Annotated in this window: 15 protein-coding genes; 11 read left to right on the forward strand and 4 right to left on the reverse strand. The window is 54.9% G+C overall.

Going from position 1 to position 15,757, the window contains the following annotated elements:
* Positions 1-68 precede the first annotated feature (68 nt).
* Positions 69-1,265, reverse strand: a complete 1,197-nt coding sequence (locus FHI25_RS16535) for an ABC transporter substrate-binding protein (protein ID WP_210519632.1) — start codon at positions 1,263-1,265, stop codon at positions 69-71.
* A 258-nt stretch (positions 1,266-1,523) separates the two neighbouring features.
* Positions 1,524-2,423: a LysR substrate-binding domain-containing protein gene (locus FHI25_RS16540; protein WP_063088155.1), complete on the reverse strand. Its 900-nt coding sequence runs from the start codon at positions 2,421-2,423 to the stop codon at positions 1,524-1,526.
* A gap of 160 nt (positions 2,424-2,583) precedes the next feature.
* Here FHI25_RS16540 and FHI25_RS16545 point away from each other — a divergent pair, with 160 nt between their 5' ends.
* The 7 genes from FHI25_RS16545 to FHI25_RS16575 all read left to right on the forward strand — a co-directional run bounded on the left by FHI25_RS16545 (position 2,584) and on the right by FHI25_RS16575 (position 8,965).
* Positions 2,584-2,856 (forward strand): hypothetical protein, encoded by a 273-nt coding sequence (locus tag FHI25_RS16545; RefSeq protein WP_210519634.1) that lies wholly within the window; start codon positions 2,584-2,586, stop codon positions 2,854-2,856.
* A gap of 2 nt (positions 2,857-2,858) precedes the next feature.
* Entirely contained in the window at positions 2,859-4,043 is a 1,185-nt protein-coding gene (locus FHI25_RS16550) for an NADH:flavin oxidoreductase/NADH oxidase family protein (protein WP_210519636.1), read from the forward strand.
* 121 nt (positions 4,044-4,164) lie between these two features.
* Positions 4,165-5,076 carry an AraC family transcriptional regulator gene (locus FHI25_RS16555; protein ID WP_210519638.1) on the forward strand — a complete coding sequence of 304 codons (912 nt, stop codon included), beginning with the start codon at positions 4,165-4,167 and terminating at the stop codon, positions 5,074-5,076.
* Positions 5,077-5,393: 317 nt separating this feature from the next.
* Complete coding sequence (locus tag FHI25_RS16560) at positions 5,394-6,374, forward strand: C4-dicarboxylate TRAP transporter substrate-binding protein (RefSeq protein ID WP_210519640.1); 981 nt, start codon at positions 5,394-5,396, stop codon at positions 6,372-6,374.
* 86 nt (positions 6,375-6,460) lie between these two features.
* Entirely contained in the window at positions 6,461-6,913 is a 453-nt protein-coding gene (locus tag FHI25_RS16565) for a TRAP transporter small permease (RefSeq protein ID WP_120226337.1), read from the forward strand.
* Positions 6,913-8,193 carry a TRAP transporter large permease gene (locus FHI25_RS16570; protein ID WP_008890674.1) on the forward strand — a complete coding sequence of 427 codons (1,281 nt, stop codon included), beginning with the start codon at positions 6,913-6,915 and terminating at the stop codon, positions 8,191-8,193. The genes FHI25_RS16565 and FHI25_RS16570 overlap by 1 nt, the downstream gene beginning before the upstream one ends.
* Positions 8,194-8,248: 55 nt before the next feature.
* Positions 8,249-8,965 carry a GntR family transcriptional regulator gene (locus FHI25_RS16575; RefSeq protein ID WP_008890675.1) on the forward strand — a complete coding sequence of 239 codons (717 nt, stop codon included), beginning with the start codon at positions 8,249-8,251 and terminating at the stop codon, positions 8,963-8,965.
* Between the two features lie 94 nt (positions 8,966-9,059).
* On the opposite strand, the gene FHI25_RS16580 is transcribed toward FHI25_RS16575, so the two are convergent.
* Entirely contained in the window at positions 9,060-9,899 is an 840-nt protein-coding gene (locus FHI25_RS16580) for an NAD(P)H-binding protein (protein WP_210519642.1), read from the reverse strand.
* 162 nt (positions 9,900-10,061) lie between these two features.
* Here FHI25_RS16580 and FHI25_RS16585 point away from each other — a divergent pair, with 162 nt between their 5' ends.
* Positions 10,062-10,688, forward strand: coding sequence for a TetR/AcrR family transcriptional regulator (locus FHI25_RS16585; protein WP_210519644.1), 627 nt, complete (start codon positions 10,062-10,064; stop codon positions 10,686-10,688).
* A gap of 15 nt (positions 10,689-10,703) precedes the next feature.
* Here FHI25_RS16585 and FHI25_RS16590 read toward each other — a convergent pair whose 3' ends face one another.
* Positions 10,704-11,774, reverse strand: a complete 1,071-nt coding sequence (locus FHI25_RS16590; protein ID WP_210519646.1) for an EAL domain-containing protein — start codon at positions 11,772-11,774, stop codon at positions 10,704-10,706.
* 250 nt (positions 11,775-12,024) lie between these two features.
* Between FHI25_RS16590 and FHI25_RS16595 the strand changes: the two genes are divergently transcribed.
* From FHI25_RS16595 to FHI25_RS16605, 3 genes are all read left to right on the forward strand, one after another.
* Positions 12,025-12,801: an AraC family transcriptional regulator gene (locus FHI25_RS16595; protein WP_246879157.1), complete on the forward strand. Its 777-nt coding sequence runs from the start codon at positions 12,025-12,027 to the stop codon at positions 12,799-12,801.
* Between the two features lie 114 nt (positions 12,802-12,915).
* A complete protein-coding gene (locus FHI25_RS16600) occupies positions 12,916-13,809 on the forward strand; it encodes an EamA family transporter (RefSeq protein WP_210519650.1) in 894 nt (297 codons plus the stop codon).
* A 158-nt stretch (positions 13,810-13,967) separates the two neighbouring features.
* Positions 13,968-15,728: a sulfotransferase gene (locus tag FHI25_RS16605; protein ID WP_210519651.1), complete on the forward strand. Its 1,761-nt coding sequence runs from the start codon at positions 13,968-13,970 to the stop codon at positions 15,726-15,728.
* Positions 15,729-15,757: the final 29 nt, after the last annotated feature.

Consider the following 15,757-nt stretch of genomic DNA (forward strand, 5'->3'; position numbering starts at 1 on the left):
TAGAGGAACTGCCAGAAACCGAAGTCTCTGACAGTTCCAGCGTCGTTAGCGATCAAAGGATGATCGGCTTAGTGGTACATCTCCGTTTCCCACTTGCCGCCCTTGATTTCCGTTTCACGGAAGCTACCAGCGGACTCGCCCGGCTCGATCAGTTCGAGCGCGGTACCGCCGACATAGTCGATGTCACCACCATCAGCGAGGATCTGAAGCGCTTTGGCCAGTTCACCCGGATAGATTTTCTCACCCGGTGCATTGGCCACTTTCAGGATGTGGTCTTTGTAGACAGCACTATCCGTCGAACCAGCCGACTGCATAGCCAGCAAAAGCAGGGCAGATGCGTCATAAGCTTCCGGGACATACGGGTCATCACCCTTGAAGCCCTTGTCTGATGCCAGTTCGGCCAGCATGGACGCGCCCGGGCTGTCAGTGCCCGGGTTGGTGCCGATCGAGCCATCAAGCATATCACCGAAGTTGTCGGTCAGCGCTTCACCAACCATGCCGTCCGGCAGGACGAACTTGTCGAACGCACCGGTATCAAGCGATGCCTGAATGATGCCTTTGCCGCCCTGATCAAGGTAACCGGCAACAATCAGAACTTCACCACCGGCAGATGCCAGAGTGCCGATTTCAGCAGAATAGTCGGCTTTGCCATCTTCATGGGCAGCAACGGCGGTGATTTTGCCGCCTTTTGCTTCGTATGCCGCCTGAATGGCGTCTGCAAGGCCTTTACCATAGTCGTTGTTGGTATAGGTCAGCGCAGCCGATTTAATGCCGCGACGATCAAGGATTTCAGCAATGATCTGGCCCTGACGTGCGTCCGACGGTGCGGTACGGAAGAAGTACCCGTCATCTTCGATTTCGCTTAGCGCCGGCGAGGTTGCCGACGGCGAAATCATGACGATACCGTTTGCGCGGACAACGTTGTTCAGGATGGCCGTGGTCGCGCCAGAGCAGGTCGCACCGTTAATGCCGTGAACGCCATCAGACGTCACAAGACGATCAGCCGCCGCGGTGGCTGCTGCTGCGTCGATACAGGTACTGTCACCGCGTACCGAAACAACTTCACGCCCGCCAAGCAGCAGGCCGCTGTCGGAAACTTCCTTAATGGCCAATTCGCCGCCAAGTGCCATCGGCTTGACGAGTGATTCCGTCGGGCCGGTGAAGCCTTGCAGCATGCCGATCTTTACCTGTTCCTGTGCAGATGCGCCTGCGACGACAGCCGTCGAAAGTGCTGCCGAGAAGAGGAGGGTAGAGAGTTTTCCCATAGTGTAGCCTTCCCTGTTTTATTGGGCCTTTATATTCGTGGGGCAGTATACAGAAAACACAACGCGTTTCCAGTTTCTTAACTTTAAGTTACAAAATCGCTCTTGCATATGGGGCGGTTGGCGGTAGGTTTCGCGACCAAACGGGCGGACGCAGGTGTGGCTGAGTTCACACCTGTGATTGGGCGAGTTTCGTGATGTCACGGCGGGCGATGAGCGCCGTATACGGGGCACAACAGTGGGGGCTTTGATGGCCGGTGATCAGGCAAACACCCGCATGCCGCGTTCGGAAATCTTGCGGAACCCGGCAATGACATGTTCGGCCAATGCCTCCTCTACCGCGCCATGGCCGTCACGCTTGGCAAGGGTCATGCGATATTCACCGATTTCCGGCAGGCCGTGCGACGGACCAAGATGGACAAGATCATCTGAAATGACACTGATCGGAAGCGGCGCAATCGCCAGATCGGCGCGCACGGCGGCAATCTGTGCCTGGCAAAACTCGCTGGTATAGGCGATGCGGTAATTTACCCCGGCATCATCAAGCGCCTTAAGCGCCATGGTCCGCCAGTAACAACCAGGCTCGGCCATCGATACCGGCAAGGGGCGTTTGTCAATCGCACTGCCATGACGCGCGCCCAGCCAGACCAGCGGTTCGGCATGGATCGGCGGCTGGCGATCAAGCTCCGCATCAAAACTGAAGACCGCGATATCCAAATCACCTTTATGGATGGCCTGACGCAGGGTGCGTGTCGGGCCAAGATTGACGTCGATATCAACATGCGGGTGGGTTTGCGCAAACCGTTTGAGGATTTCGGGAATGGCAACGATACCGGTGTCATTGGGGACACCCAGCCGCACGGTGCCGGCAAATTCCGGGGCATGGAAATGCGACATCGCCTCGTCATTGAGTTTAAGCAAACGCCGCGCATAACCCAGCAAAACCTCGCCATCCTCGGTCATGGTGACCTTGCGAGTTTCGCGTTTGAACAATTCCCGTCCGACCATGGTTTCAAGCTTTTTGACCTGAAGGCTGATTGCCGACGCACTGCGATGAACCTTTTCGGCGGCGCGTGAAAAATTGCCAGTCTCGCAGATCGCGACAAACGTTCGGGCAAGATCGAGATCAAGATTGTGAACAACGCTTGTCGGGGAATTCATGATCGGCCTCTTGGCAAAAGGAACGCGATGGGAGCGTTTCGCAACAATAGCGCGAAACTTATGCTGTGAGATTTTCTAATAGATGAGATTAGATCTTCTCGTTTGATTAATCAATGAGGAATCCTCAATCTTGGATAAACACAGATTGGAGATTCTCATCATGAAAGCGATCACATCTTTCGAACATGCTCCGCTGGGCCTTGTCGGTCATCTGCGTGCCGCCATCGAAGCCTGGCAAAATGAACGCGCGATCCAGAAGGCCATCGCCGCCAAATCTTCGCGTGCTGTACCAGCCGCAGCCGACAAATCTCATTTGAGTGCAGCTGAACTGCATGAAAGCCGCCGGACACATGGCACGTACATCACAGAACCGGGGGATGTCCTCTCGGGACTGGTTTTGAATTGGCCATCCCCGTCGCGCAAGGATCACTGATCTTGGAAAATCCGTTGTTCAGACCGTTGGAGCTGCCAAGTGGTGTCGTCCTCAAGAACCGGATTGCGAAATCGGCAATGTCGGACTCGCTTGGGGATGGCACCGGCCACCCGACCAAAGCCCAGAATTGGCTTTACCGCCGCTGGGCCGAGGGTGGGGTGGGTGTTTCGATCATCGGTGAAGTACAGGCGCAACCGGGATATGCCCAGAAGCCCGGTAACCTTGTGCTCGATGATAATGCCAACCTTGATCGGTTCCGTGCGCTTGCCCGGCAGGGGGCGGCAAAGGGCAGTAACCTTTGGCTACAACTGGGGCATGCCGGGGCACTTGCCTTTGCCCCGACCAGCACGCCAAAGGGGCCGAGTGCGCTTGATCTTCCGGGGTTGAAATGTGCGGCACTGACCGATGACGAAATCCATCAAATCCCGGCCCAATTTGCAAGAACTGCCAAACTTGCTGAGCATGCCGGGTTTGGCGGGGTGCAAATTCACGCGGCCCATGGCTTCTTGCTTAGTCAGTTTCTCTCACCGCTGTTTAACAAGCGTTGCGACGACTATGGCGGATCGATTGCCAATCGCATGCGGTTGCTTCTTGAAACCATTGGTGCCGTGCGCACAGAAGTCGGGCCCGGTTTCGTCGTGGCGGTCAAACTGAATGCCACCGATCAGTTGGAAGGCGGCCTAAGCGAAGATGATGCACTGGCCGTCGTTACCGCGCTTGATCAAACCAAAATCGATCTGATTGATATCAGTGGTGGTACTTATTTTCCGGGTGCAAAGGCGGCCTCTGACGGTGCTGGCGGTGGGCCCTATTTCATGAATTTTGCCAAGCGGGCCCGCAAGGTTACCACCAAGCCCCTGATGTTGACCGGTGGCTTCAAGACCCGCGCACAGGCAGAGGAAGCGCTGAATAGCGGCGTCATTGATATCGTCGGTTTGGCGCGCGCGTTGGTTATCGAGCCCGCCCTGCCAGATCTCTGGCAACGGGGTGATCGCCATGATCCGGTCTTTCCCCGTTTTGACCATGCGCCGGCTGGTGGCATTACGGCATGGTACACCATGCGGCTGACAGCGCTTGCAGGGCGGGTGGAAATGCCGGAATTTGATGATCTGGATCAGGTGCTTTCCGCCTACGAAGCGCGGGATGCGGACCGGGCGCAGATTTGGTTGCGGTATTTCGGGGCTTGACCGTTACGCGGACAGGCGGCCTTTTCACATTCTTGCGCAAAACAGGTCAGGGTTGCATGCGCATTGCTTTGCAAATCCACAACACAATGCGATGATGTGGACTTAATGTCAGGAACAGAAAATGGCAGAGACAGCATCAGCCTTTCAGCCCAACGGGCGTTATCAGAAGTTTGAAGTCTTCAATCAGTTGATTGGGGATGCAAACCTGTTGCGCGCGGGTGATTTCGGCGAAAGCATCTCGGCGGCCCATTGGCGGCGCAATGCCGATGTCCTGACCCGCTATACCGATCCGGATCATCATACCATCAGCCTCTATGTGAATGGCGGTACGGGTATTCAGCGCAAGATCGGCGTCGACCCGATGAGTGGCGGTGGGCCCGGCCGGTGCTGTTTGATGCCGGCCTATCTGACCTCGGATTGGCTGGTGCATGGCGAGGTGGAGCTGTTTCACGTCTATATCCCGCATGCTTCGTGGGAACGCGCCGTGGTCGAGGCCTTTGACATCGAACCCAATGCGGTCGAAGTCCCGGAAAAGACCTTTTTCCTGGATCCGCTGATTGAACAGACCGTGCGCCAGTCGATGCTGCCACTTGATTGGGATGTTCCGGCCGACCGGATGGCGATGTCCAATGCCGGGCAGCTTTTAATGGGCCATATGCTGCGCAGCTATTCGACGCGCCGTGATCTTGGTTTCAAGGTTCGTGGTGGATTGTCACCTGCCATCAAGCGTCGGGTATTCGATTTTGTCGATGCCAACCTTGATCAGCCGCTAACCATCGAAGAACTGGCAGAGGTTGCTGATTTGTCGGCCTATCACTTTGCCCGCATGTTCCGCAAAACCGTCGGTGAAGCGCCACATCAATTCGTTCTGCGCCGCCGGATCGAACGCGCAATGCATATGTTGCGTGATGGCAATGCCCCGGTTGCCGAAATTGCGCTTGAGACCGGCTTTTCCAGTCAGGCCCATCTGACCACGCGGTTTAGCCGCTTTACCGGGCTGACACCTGCGAAATATCGCAGCATTTCCCAATAACATCTCCCGTCTTTCGATTGGCCGCCTGATCCAACCATCTGATCAGGCGGCTTTTTGCTGTCGCGATTCTCTTAACGCGCCCGCTGAGCAGGGCGTCTGATTGGTGTGCTTTCAGGCGCGTTTGTCTGCGGCGATCATTGCCCGGTCACTGACAAGTTGCCCGGTGGCGAGGGGTGATTTTTATTCAAGTTATTGAAAATAAACAAATTTACAGGCTTGAGAAATTCGTTGACAAGATAGAGGCGAGATACCTAGAATTTCAAAGCAACTAAAATATCAATTTTGGTAAAAGCCAATCCATCGGGAGGATGTCTCTAATGAAACTCACTATGAAATCACTCGGACTGTGTGCAGTCGTCGCAGGCGCACTGGCCGCTGTCATGCCGGCAAACGCGGCAACAACCCTTCGGATCGGGACCGTTCTGGCCCCGAATGATCCGATGGGACAGGGACTTGAAAAGTTCAAAACGGACGTGGAAAAGGCAACCAACGGCGATGTGGAGATCGAGATTTTCCACAACTCGCAGCTTGGTGATACCACTGAAATGATCGATCAGGCCCGTGCGGGTGCCGCTGTCGGTACCGTGACCGATGTCGCCCGTTTGTCGAGTTTTGTGCCGTCGCTTGCGATCATGTCGGTGCCGTTCCTGTTTGATACCTATGAGCAGGCTGACAAATTTGCCCTGTCGGATGAATACATTTCCTGGGGTGAAGAACTGCGTGAAAAATCAGGCCTCGTGATGATTGCCTCGAACTGGTATCAGGGCGCGCGCCATGCCCTGACGCAGAAGCCGATTTCAAGCCCGGCCGATCTTTCGGGTGTTCGTATGCGCACCATCGGTGCACCGGTCTGGATTGAAACCATCCGTGCGATGGGTGCAGAACCGACCCCGATTGCCTGGGGCGAAGTATACAGCGCCCTTCAGCTTGGCACGATTGACGCTGCCGAAGCACAGCCGACCGCGATCTGGAATGCAAAGCTTTATGAAGTAATCAAAAACGTCACCAAAACCGGCCATATCCAGCTTGTGACCGCCCTGGTTGTCGGTGCCGAAGCCTGGGACGAGATTTCACCGGAAAACCAGAAAATCGTTCGTGATCTGGCCGTGGAAAATGGTCGCTATGCCTCGGCCTTGACCATCGAGCTCGGTGAAAAGGCGCTTGAAGACGTTGCTGCAAGTGGCGTTGAGGTCAGCGAAGTTGATCTGGCACCGTTCAAGGAAGCCGTCAAACCGGTTTACCAGATGCTCGAACTCGAAGCAGAAGCCGCTGTTGTTAACAAGGTTCTTGGTCGCTAAGACCACAAACCTTCTGGTAGCCTAGCGAAAGTGCGTTGCTTTTATATCGGGCAACGCACTTCAACTTCACAATGGAAATTGAATTGATGCTCAAGCGGATTGAGTTTGCCTGTGGCGGCATATTGCTTGTCGCTGTGGTCATTCTTGTGGCGGTGGCCTCTGTGGCGCGCGCCATGGGATCGCCGATCATCTGGTCAGTCGAGATGGCGCAACTGATCTTTGCCTGGCTTTGCATGTTGGCTGCCGACATTGCCATGCAGGAAGACCGGCATTTCGGTCTTCAGATATTGCGTGAAATCCTGTCCAAACGGGCAAGCGCATGGGTGGAAATCATCAATATTCTGGTGATTATCGGATTTCTTGCGTTCCTTCTGAACTATGCGTGGACAAACATGATTTTGATGCATCCGCGCTTGGTCGGGGCCGCGCAGATTAATGCTTCTTATATTCATGCTTCGATGGTTGTCGGCATTCTGTTGATGATCCGAACCATGGTTGCCCAACTTATTCGACGCATTCGCAACAGGGAGATCAACTGATGCTGTTGTTGATTGCAGGTTTATTTACAGTCTTCCTCGTCTGCGGGATGCCGGTTGCCTTTGCGCTTGGCCTTGCGTCCATTCCGGTCTTTGTCATGACGGGTGCTATGCCACCGACGGTCGTGATCCAGAAAATGGTCACCGCGACACAAAGCTTCCCGCTTCTGGCCGTGCCGTTCTTTATTCTGGCCGGCAATCTTATGAACGTGACGGGGATCACCCATCGCCTTGTTAAGTTTGCAAGTCTTCTGACCGGCTGGATGGCAGGCGGTCTGGCACAGGTTTCAATTGTGCTGAGTTTCATGATGGGTGGTATTTCGGGATCAGCCGTGGCTGACGCCTCGATGGAGGCCCGCCTGCTGGGCCCCAGCATGATCAAGAAAGGCTATTCCAAGGCCAATACGGCGGCGGTTCTGGCCTTTGGCTCGATCATCACCGCAACCATCCCGCCCAGCATCGGTTTGATCCTGTTTGGTTTTGTGAATGAAGTTTCCATTGGGCGGCTGTTCTTGGCCGGCGTTTTGCCGGGCATTTTCCTGACCATCGTTTTGATGATCACATCCTGGCTTGTTGCGCGCAAAAACGGCTACACGCCGGATCTGCCGGAACTTCCCAAGGCCAAGGAACTGACTGCCAGCTTCTTTGAAAGCATCTGGGCACTGGCCTTTCCGGTTATCCTGATCGTCGGGTTCCGCTTTGGTATCTTTACCGCGACAGAGGCCGGGGCGTTTCTGGTGTTCTATGCGCTCGCCGTCGGGTTGTTTGTCTATCGTGAGCTGAACTTTGCCCGGCTCAAGGAAGCCATCTTTGGCTCGATCTCTGATCTTGGCATGGTGATGTTGCTGATCATCATGGCAGCGGTGCTTGGCTATGCCATGACAATTGAACGGGCCCCGCAACAGATCACTGAATTTGTCACTACTCTGACCGAAAACAGGACCGCGATCCTGATCCTTGTTGTCGGGGTGCTGGTGGTCAGTGGCATGTTCCTTGAAGGTGCGGCCAATATCCTTCTGGTCACCCCGATCGTCATGCCGGTTCTGGTCAGTGCCGGTTATGATCCGGTGCATATGGGCATTCTGATTGTCACCCTGATCAACTTTGGCGGTTTGACGCCGCCAGTCGGCGTGATCATGTTTACGGTCTGCGGCATTTTGGGTGTTAAGACCGGGGAATACACACGTGCATCCATTCCGTTCTTTGTTGCCATGGCGCTGTTCTTCGTTCTGCTGGCAGCGATACCCGCTTTGACATTGCTGTTGCCCAATACATTGATGTAATGACAATTTCAGTCCAACAGGGGCATGTAGGCAAATGCCAGGGAGACACAAAAACATGAACACATCAACGGGCGGACTGATTTCGATGCATGACGGATCGGTGAAAACCAGCATGCATGTTCCGGCATCTGCGCTGGTCTATGAAGAAGTCCGTAACCAGATTGTTTCTCTGTCCCTGCTTCCGGAAACCACGCTTGTCCGGGCGGAATTGGCTGAAAGCTTCAATGTCAGCCAATCCCCCGTGCGAGAGGCCATTTTGCGCCTCGAACAGGATGGTCTTGTGGTGTCCTATCCGCAATCGCGTACCGTGGTGACCAAGATCGACGTTGCCCGCATCCGCGAGGAACATTTTCTTAGGGTTGCTGCGGAGTGCGAGGTCGTCCGCCAATTGGCCGAGGCCAAGGATTCCCCCGCTGTCGTCAAGGCCAAGGGCATTGTCAAAATGCAGGAGGCACTGGTTGGCGATATCGAACAGATCGACCTGTTCAAGCAACTTGATGAAACCTTCCACGCCGCCTTGTTTAACGGGGTCAATCAGTCAAACCTGCATTTGCAGATCACCGCACGCAGTGGTCATTTGGCGCGTGTGCGAACCCTTGATCTGCCACGGGCCGGCAAAATGGTTTCGGTGCTTGAAGGCCACAAGGCGATTATAGATGCCGTCCAGTCCGGTGATGGCGCGTTGGCAAGCTTGGAAATGCGCAAGCACCTTTCCGGCACCATGGAACGTCTTCCTCAGATCATCGAAGAAAACAAAACGCTGTTTTCCTGATCTTTGCTTGGCGGCAGATGTAGCCGTCCGGCAAGCTGGCATAAGATGAACCAAACGGCGCGCTGCATGATTGCTGCGCGCCGTTTGCGTTGTATCAGGCGCGTTTGGCGACGTCCCAGATGCCAGTTTTGGCGGCTTCTTCGACGAAGTTGCGCAGGCTGTTGGGCTGGCGGCCAAGAATTTCATATACATAGCTGGTCGGCTGGCTGTTGCGGCCATCAAGGACTTCGGAAAACAGATATCGGATCAGGCCACGGACTTCGTCGGGCATGCCGTCTGCTTCAAGTTCGGCATCCAGTTCATCAACGGTGATGGCCACGAAATTGACCGGGTGGTTGGTGACACTGGAAATCATTTTGGTGACATCGGCAAAGGTGACGGCACTCGGCCCGGAAAGCTCATAGGTCTTACCAATATGACTGTTATCAAGCAGGCAGGCAACCGCGCATTCGGCAATGTCATTGGCATCAACAAACGGTTCGGGTGTGTCACCCGCGGGCAGGGCCAGGGTGCCTTGCTGGATATAGGGCAGGAACAGGTCTTCGTTGAAATTCTGGAAGAACCAGTTGGCACGCAGCACCGTCGCATCCGCCCCGGAATGACGCAGGGCGTCTTCGGCACGATGGGCGGCTTCTTCACCGCGGCCAGATAACATCACAATGCGTTTTGCGCCATGCATCAGCGCGCGCTTGGCAAAGCTTGCGATGATGTCATCAGATCCTGGAACGGCAAGATCGGGCTGGAACGTGACATAGACTGCGTCGCGATCACGCAGGACATCATCCCAGGTTGTCGGATCGGTCCAGTCAAAGGCGGGTGTCGTGCTGCGTGAAACGGCACGCACATCATGACCAAGGGCAATGAGCTTTTCGGCAACGCGTCGGCCGGTTTTGGCCGTCGCGCCCAGAACAAGAAAGCGGGGATTGGTTGGCATTAAATTGGCTCCTGAATGGGTTTTCCGAAATGTGAGGAATCCTCACATTTGCCAAATGTGATAAATCCTCATATTTTGATCGTCAAGAGCTTTGGCCCATCACAAGCCTGTGAAACCCGGGCCACGATGCCGGGATATTTCGAGGATAAAGGATCTAACGCGTTGTCTGATAACGTGAAAAAAATGCGTCGCGCACCGACCCAAAAAAGAAGCCGCGAACGGGTCGATACCATCCTGAAAGTCGCCTGCGAGCTGATTTCAGCCCAAGGCAGTGATGCCATCAAGATGGGGGAGGTCGCGGAAAAGGCGGGGATTTCCATCGGTTCGCTCTATCAGTATTTCCCCGATAAGGCGTCGATCATTCATGCGCTTGCCGATCGCTATAACGCCGAATCCCTGCATTGCATCGAAGAGGCACTGGCAGAAGCGAACTCGCCTGATGCCTTGCTCGCAGCCTTTGACCGGTTGATTGACACCTATTACGAGCTGTTCTTGGCCGAACCGGTGATTTGCGATATCTGGACCGGGACCCAGGCTGATAAGACACTGCGCGATATGGAAATGGAGGTCAGCCGTGCCAATGCGGACCTTCTCGCCAAGACAATCCTGCGCGTGCGCGGCAATGATGGTGATTTCAAAACAATCGCCGCACGGTGTTTGCTGATCATGTATTCCGGCGAAGCCACCATGCGGCTTGCCATCGCTATCCCGCGTACAGAGGGCCGCGAGATCGTGGCAAGTTACAAGCGGATGGTCGGCCGTGAACTGGCTGATATGGCCCGGGTTTAGGCCATTTGGGCGTGGTTAGCCTGCCTTGGCGGTAAAGGGTGCTGGGGCAGGGCGGCCAAGAAGGAAGCCCTGCACATAGTCAACATCATGATCACGCAGGAAATCCAGCTCTTCCTGGCGTTCTATGCCTTCGGCGATGACTTCGATATCAAGCTGCTTGGCCAGCGCGATCAGCTTGCTGACAATTGCCTGTTTGAACTTGTCATGATCGACGTGATCGACCAGTTCGCGGTCGATCTTGATGATATCGGGGCGCAGTTCCGGCAGCATGTTCAGCGTCGAATAGCCGGATCCGACATCATCGAGTGCAACCCGGAAACCCGAATCACGATAGGACTGAAGGATGGCGCTCAGATGTGCCGTGCTACGGACCTTTTCGGTTTCAATAACCTCGAACACAACATTGCTGCGATCAAGATTGCATTCCTCGACGACTTCGATGGTCGAACGCAGGCAAGAATCCGGATCATAGATCGAGCTAGGCGTGAAGTTGATAAACAGATTGCCTTTCACACCTGCCTTGTGCGCATTGCGGACATTGGCGGCACGTGCTGCGCGATCAAGCTGAAACAGCAAGGTCGCGGACTGGGCCGCATCAAAAAGCTGGCCCGGATTGATCACATCGCCGGTCGCGCTTTCGCCGCGGACAAGGCATTCATGGGCATAGGGTTTGCCAAGGTCATTGATATCAAAAATCGGCTGGAATACCGAATTTAACCGGTTGTCGCGCAACAGATCGCCCAGCCATTCTGCCCCGATTGCCGCCCGGATCGCGCCAAGGCTTGTGATCTGGGCGATGTCATCGATTTCGGGGCGCTGAGCGCCTGGCATGATCAATGCCTTGGTGTCCGACAGTTCTTCGGGAAGGAGACTGTCCGATATGGCATCAATCAGCGCCCGCAGACCCGGACGGGTGTAATGGATGGATAGTGTTGCGACAGACGGCGTTTTTTCGACCTCTATGCCGATTGATTTCGCACCGGCCAGGATTTTGCCGGTGGTATGGGCAACTGGCGGCCAGAGAAAGAGTGTCCCGTTTGCAGGTGCGATTTCAGGAACCGCATCACATTTTTCACAATAGGTCACCTCAATCTCCCCGTCTGGTCCTTTTTCGTGCCGGTGGCTTTTCCTGATCGGCAATTCTTCTGATTAACATACTGTAACATAGGGTGCGCAGTGACAATAAATCCTGCGTCGACCAACACATTTGTACGGCACTTTATCCTGTACGGCGATGTTTACGGCAGGCGATCAATCAAGACGCTGCGCGAAGGGATTTATCATTGCGAAAAGCACTGATAAACTTTGCCCGTCATTCTGCGAGACCGAGGATCCGATGCAGTACAGCATGCGGCAATACCGCCCCGAAGCACAAAGCCATAGCCACGGCGATTTCCACCAGATCATCATCTCCGAGCTCGGCAAGCTTGAGATGGAGGTCGAAGGGCGCGGGGGTGAGGTGTGTGGTCGCCAACTGGCCTTTGTCGAAGCGGGTAAAACCCATGCCTATCGTGCGGAGGGGCTAAACCGCTTCCTTGTGCTTGATGTCGATGCCGATCTGGCCCGTCGCACTGGTCTTGAAGCGCTTTGGCATCGCCATGGCAGTGCTGCGACGTATCTTGAAGTGGGGCTGGGGCATCAGAGGGGACTGGTCGCGCTGTTGCAGGCGATCGCGCCGTTACGCGATCAAGATTGCCAGACAGATATGCTTGATTGCCTGAAGACGCTTTTACTGCGTAGCCGTCAGAGCCGTGGCGGGAATACCTTTGGCATGGCGGCGCTGCCATCACGGCTCCTCCGTACCATGGCATGGGCGGAGGCCCGCTTGGGCGAAGACATTACGATTACTGATTTGGCGACCATTGCCGCCCAATCGGAGAGCAGCCTGTTTAGTGCCTTCCAAAAACATGTCGGGACAAGCCCGATGCGCTGGTTGACCGAGCAACGCCTGCAAATGGCCATGGCGCTTTTGAGTGATCCTGAAATTCGCCTTTCGATGTCCGATCTGGCAAATGCGGTCGGGTTTGCCGATCAAAGCGCCTTTTCGCGTGCTTTTTCCCGCCGGTTTGGCTGCGCGCCCAGATCCGTCCGCCGCGATCCGGCGACCTTTTAGGGCGCATACTCCCCAACAAGTACTTTGCGCAAACTTCCGGAGTTTGGGCAAAGACCGGATCGTCAAACAGGCGCATCTTCCGGTTTGTAAAATCAGCAAACCGGGATGGGTGCGATGGATGAAAAACGGAAGGCAACGCTGATCGGTTCGGTTGCCGTAATTCTTTGGGCTCTGCTTGCCCTGTTCACGACCGAAGTGGCCGACATCCCGCCGTTTCAACTGGTCAGTTTGTGCTTTGGTATCGCCAGCATTTTCAGTGCGCTCTGGATCACGCTCCGCGGGGGTGATGTGGTTCGGGCCTTGCGTCAGCCACTTGGTGCCTGGGTGCTTGGTGTCGCGGGGCTGTTTGGCTATCACTTTTTCTATTTTGTGGCGCTGGCAAACGCGCCCGCGGTCGAAGCCAGCCTGATTGCTTATTTGTGGCCGCTGCTGATTGTCTTGTTTTCCGCACTTTTGCCCGGTGAACGCCTGAAGTGGCAGCATATCGGGGGTGCCGTTCTGGGGTTGTCAGGGGCCTTTCTTCTGGTGGGTAAGGGACAAGCCCTGACCTTTGATCCGGCATTCGCGCTGGGATATGGGGCGGCAATTATCTGTTCATTGCTGTGGTCGGGTTATTCTGTCGTGAACCGGCGCTATCGCAATGTTCCAGTGGGGGCTGTCTGCGGGTTTTGCGCTGGTGCCGCCATTCTTGGCCTTGTTACGCACAGCATGGTCGAAGACTGGGTAACACCGGGCGCAAGACAATGGCTTGCTATTCTCGGGCTCGGACTGGGCCCGGTCGGGGCTGCTTTCTTCGTCTGGGACCATGGCACCAAACACGGTGATATTCAGATCCTCGGTGTTCTGGCCTATGGCGCGCCATTGCTCAGCACCTGCTTGCTGATTGCGTTCGGCAAGGCGATTGCAACGCCAGCCATTATCGCCGGCTGCATCTTGATCGTTGGCGGCGCTGTTCTGGCGTCAGCGAATTTCAATTCACGAAAACGTCGGCAACGAAGTTCTGTTTAATAATGCCAATCGTAGTGTGTGGCATTTCGGTCACAATTACGTGAACATCGGTCAGAAAGGACCTGATTGTGCTGTGCAGTGGTATTTAACTGACCTATAGTCGTTATGTGCTTGGGGAGGGGGCGTAGAACAACAATTACGCATCCAGGGACAGACGAATGACGCAGTCACAAAAAGACATTGCGCTTGAAATGAAGCAGGCAATGTCGGCCGGGCAGTTTGATCGCGCAGCCATGATTGGCGCGCGATTGTTGTGTTTTCATTCCAATAGAACCGATATCCAGATCATGACTGCGGTGAGCGAGCTGCAGTCAGGCTCTGTTACAAATGCAGGTAGAAGGCTGAAAAAGCTGTTTAATTCGCTTCCGTTGACTGACCGCTTTTTTGGACCAGTCGCTCAGAACTTCCTGCAATATGCATATCAGTCAAATGACTACTCTTCATTTGAATCTTCGATCAAAAAGCGGTTGCGTGCTGCGACGCACAAGGACGGGCTCAGCTATATGCTTGCTGACGTCATCTTCCAAAGAGAACTCAGCAAAAGTCCCGGACTGTGTTTTGCGCCGGGGCTGGGCGAAGCGATCGATGTTCTCAATTCGATTCCCGGCAAGAGCCAGGCATTCGACGAAGCCCAGATGCTGCTTGGGCGCGTCTATCTGTATCAAGAAAAGTACACAAAGGCATTTGGCATTCTGGAAGGCGTTGTTGAGCGCAACCCGGATGGTCTTGCAACACGAATGTTGCTGGCGTCATCATATGCAATAGCTGGCGAAGTGGAAAACGCAGTTACTGCAAGTCTGGGAATTCTGCGTAGGAACCCATCTTTTGGTGCCCAGCCATACCTGATCATCTCCTTTATGCGCCCGCAATCCATGCCAGAAAGTGCCAGCGGTGTTCTTGATGCAATGCTTGATAAGGCGGATGTCGCAAAAGGTGAGCGTTACAAGGCGGCCTTTGCGCGGGCAAACATCGAGGAAATGAAAGGCAACATGAAAGAGGCCTTTGATTTCTATCGGATGGGGCATAGTGCAAACCGGTCGGAGCGGCCGTTTGATATGCCGCGCGAGCTCACGGAACTTGCGCGTTTGCGTGATATGGCGGGATCGGCCCCGGTTTTGGACGATGTCAGCTCAGAAAACGAAGATGGCCCGCGCCCGATCTTCATAGTCGGGATGCCGCGATCCGGAACAACCCTGACCGAGCGTATTCTTGGTGCCCATCCCGATGTGCATGCCGCCGGCGAAATCGGCGACTTTGCCAAGGCGGTGATTGATGTGGTCGGACGTGGCCAGATTTCTGACCAATTGGCGCGCATCGATGCCAAGGCAGCCAAGAAAATTCGCCACCAGTATCTTGCGGCACTCAAGGCCTATGCGCCCGAAAAGCGGTTTGTCACCAACAAGACACCGGCCAATTTCCTGCGTGTTGAGATGATCCGGCGCGTTTTTCCTGATGCGCCAATCATTCACACCCATCGTCATCCACTTGCGACCTGTCTTTCGATCTACACAACGCCGTTCTCGATACCGATGCGATACTCCGACGATCTGGGGGAATTGGCCGATTACTACCGCGGCTATGTCGGTCTGATGAATGCCAGTTTTGAAGCAGATCAAAATGGCCAGTTGTATGATCTTTCGTACGAAGACCTGGTTTCTGATCCGGAAGTTGTTGCACAGGATTATCTGGCCCATTGCGGACTGGATTGGCATCCGGGATGTCTTGAATTTTATCGTGCCGGCAAAGTTGCCGCGACGGCCAGCATGATACAGGTTCGTCGCCCGATCAATCAGGACTCCGTTGAAAAATGGCAACGGTTTGAGCCGTTTATCGGGCCGTTGGCATCCTTGGCCGATGATCCGTACGTTCAGAAATGGAGTGCTGCGCGCAAATCATCGCGTCGTGCGGTTGCTGCGTGACCAAGCGGGTTGGTTTGGGTTAGAAGGTA

The sequence above is a fragment of the Thalassospira sp. ER-Se-21-Dark genome (assembly GCF_017922435.1).
In the GTDB taxonomy this organism is placed as follows: Bacteria; Pseudomonadota; Alphaproteobacteria; order Rhodospirillales; family Thalassospiraceae; genus Thalassospira.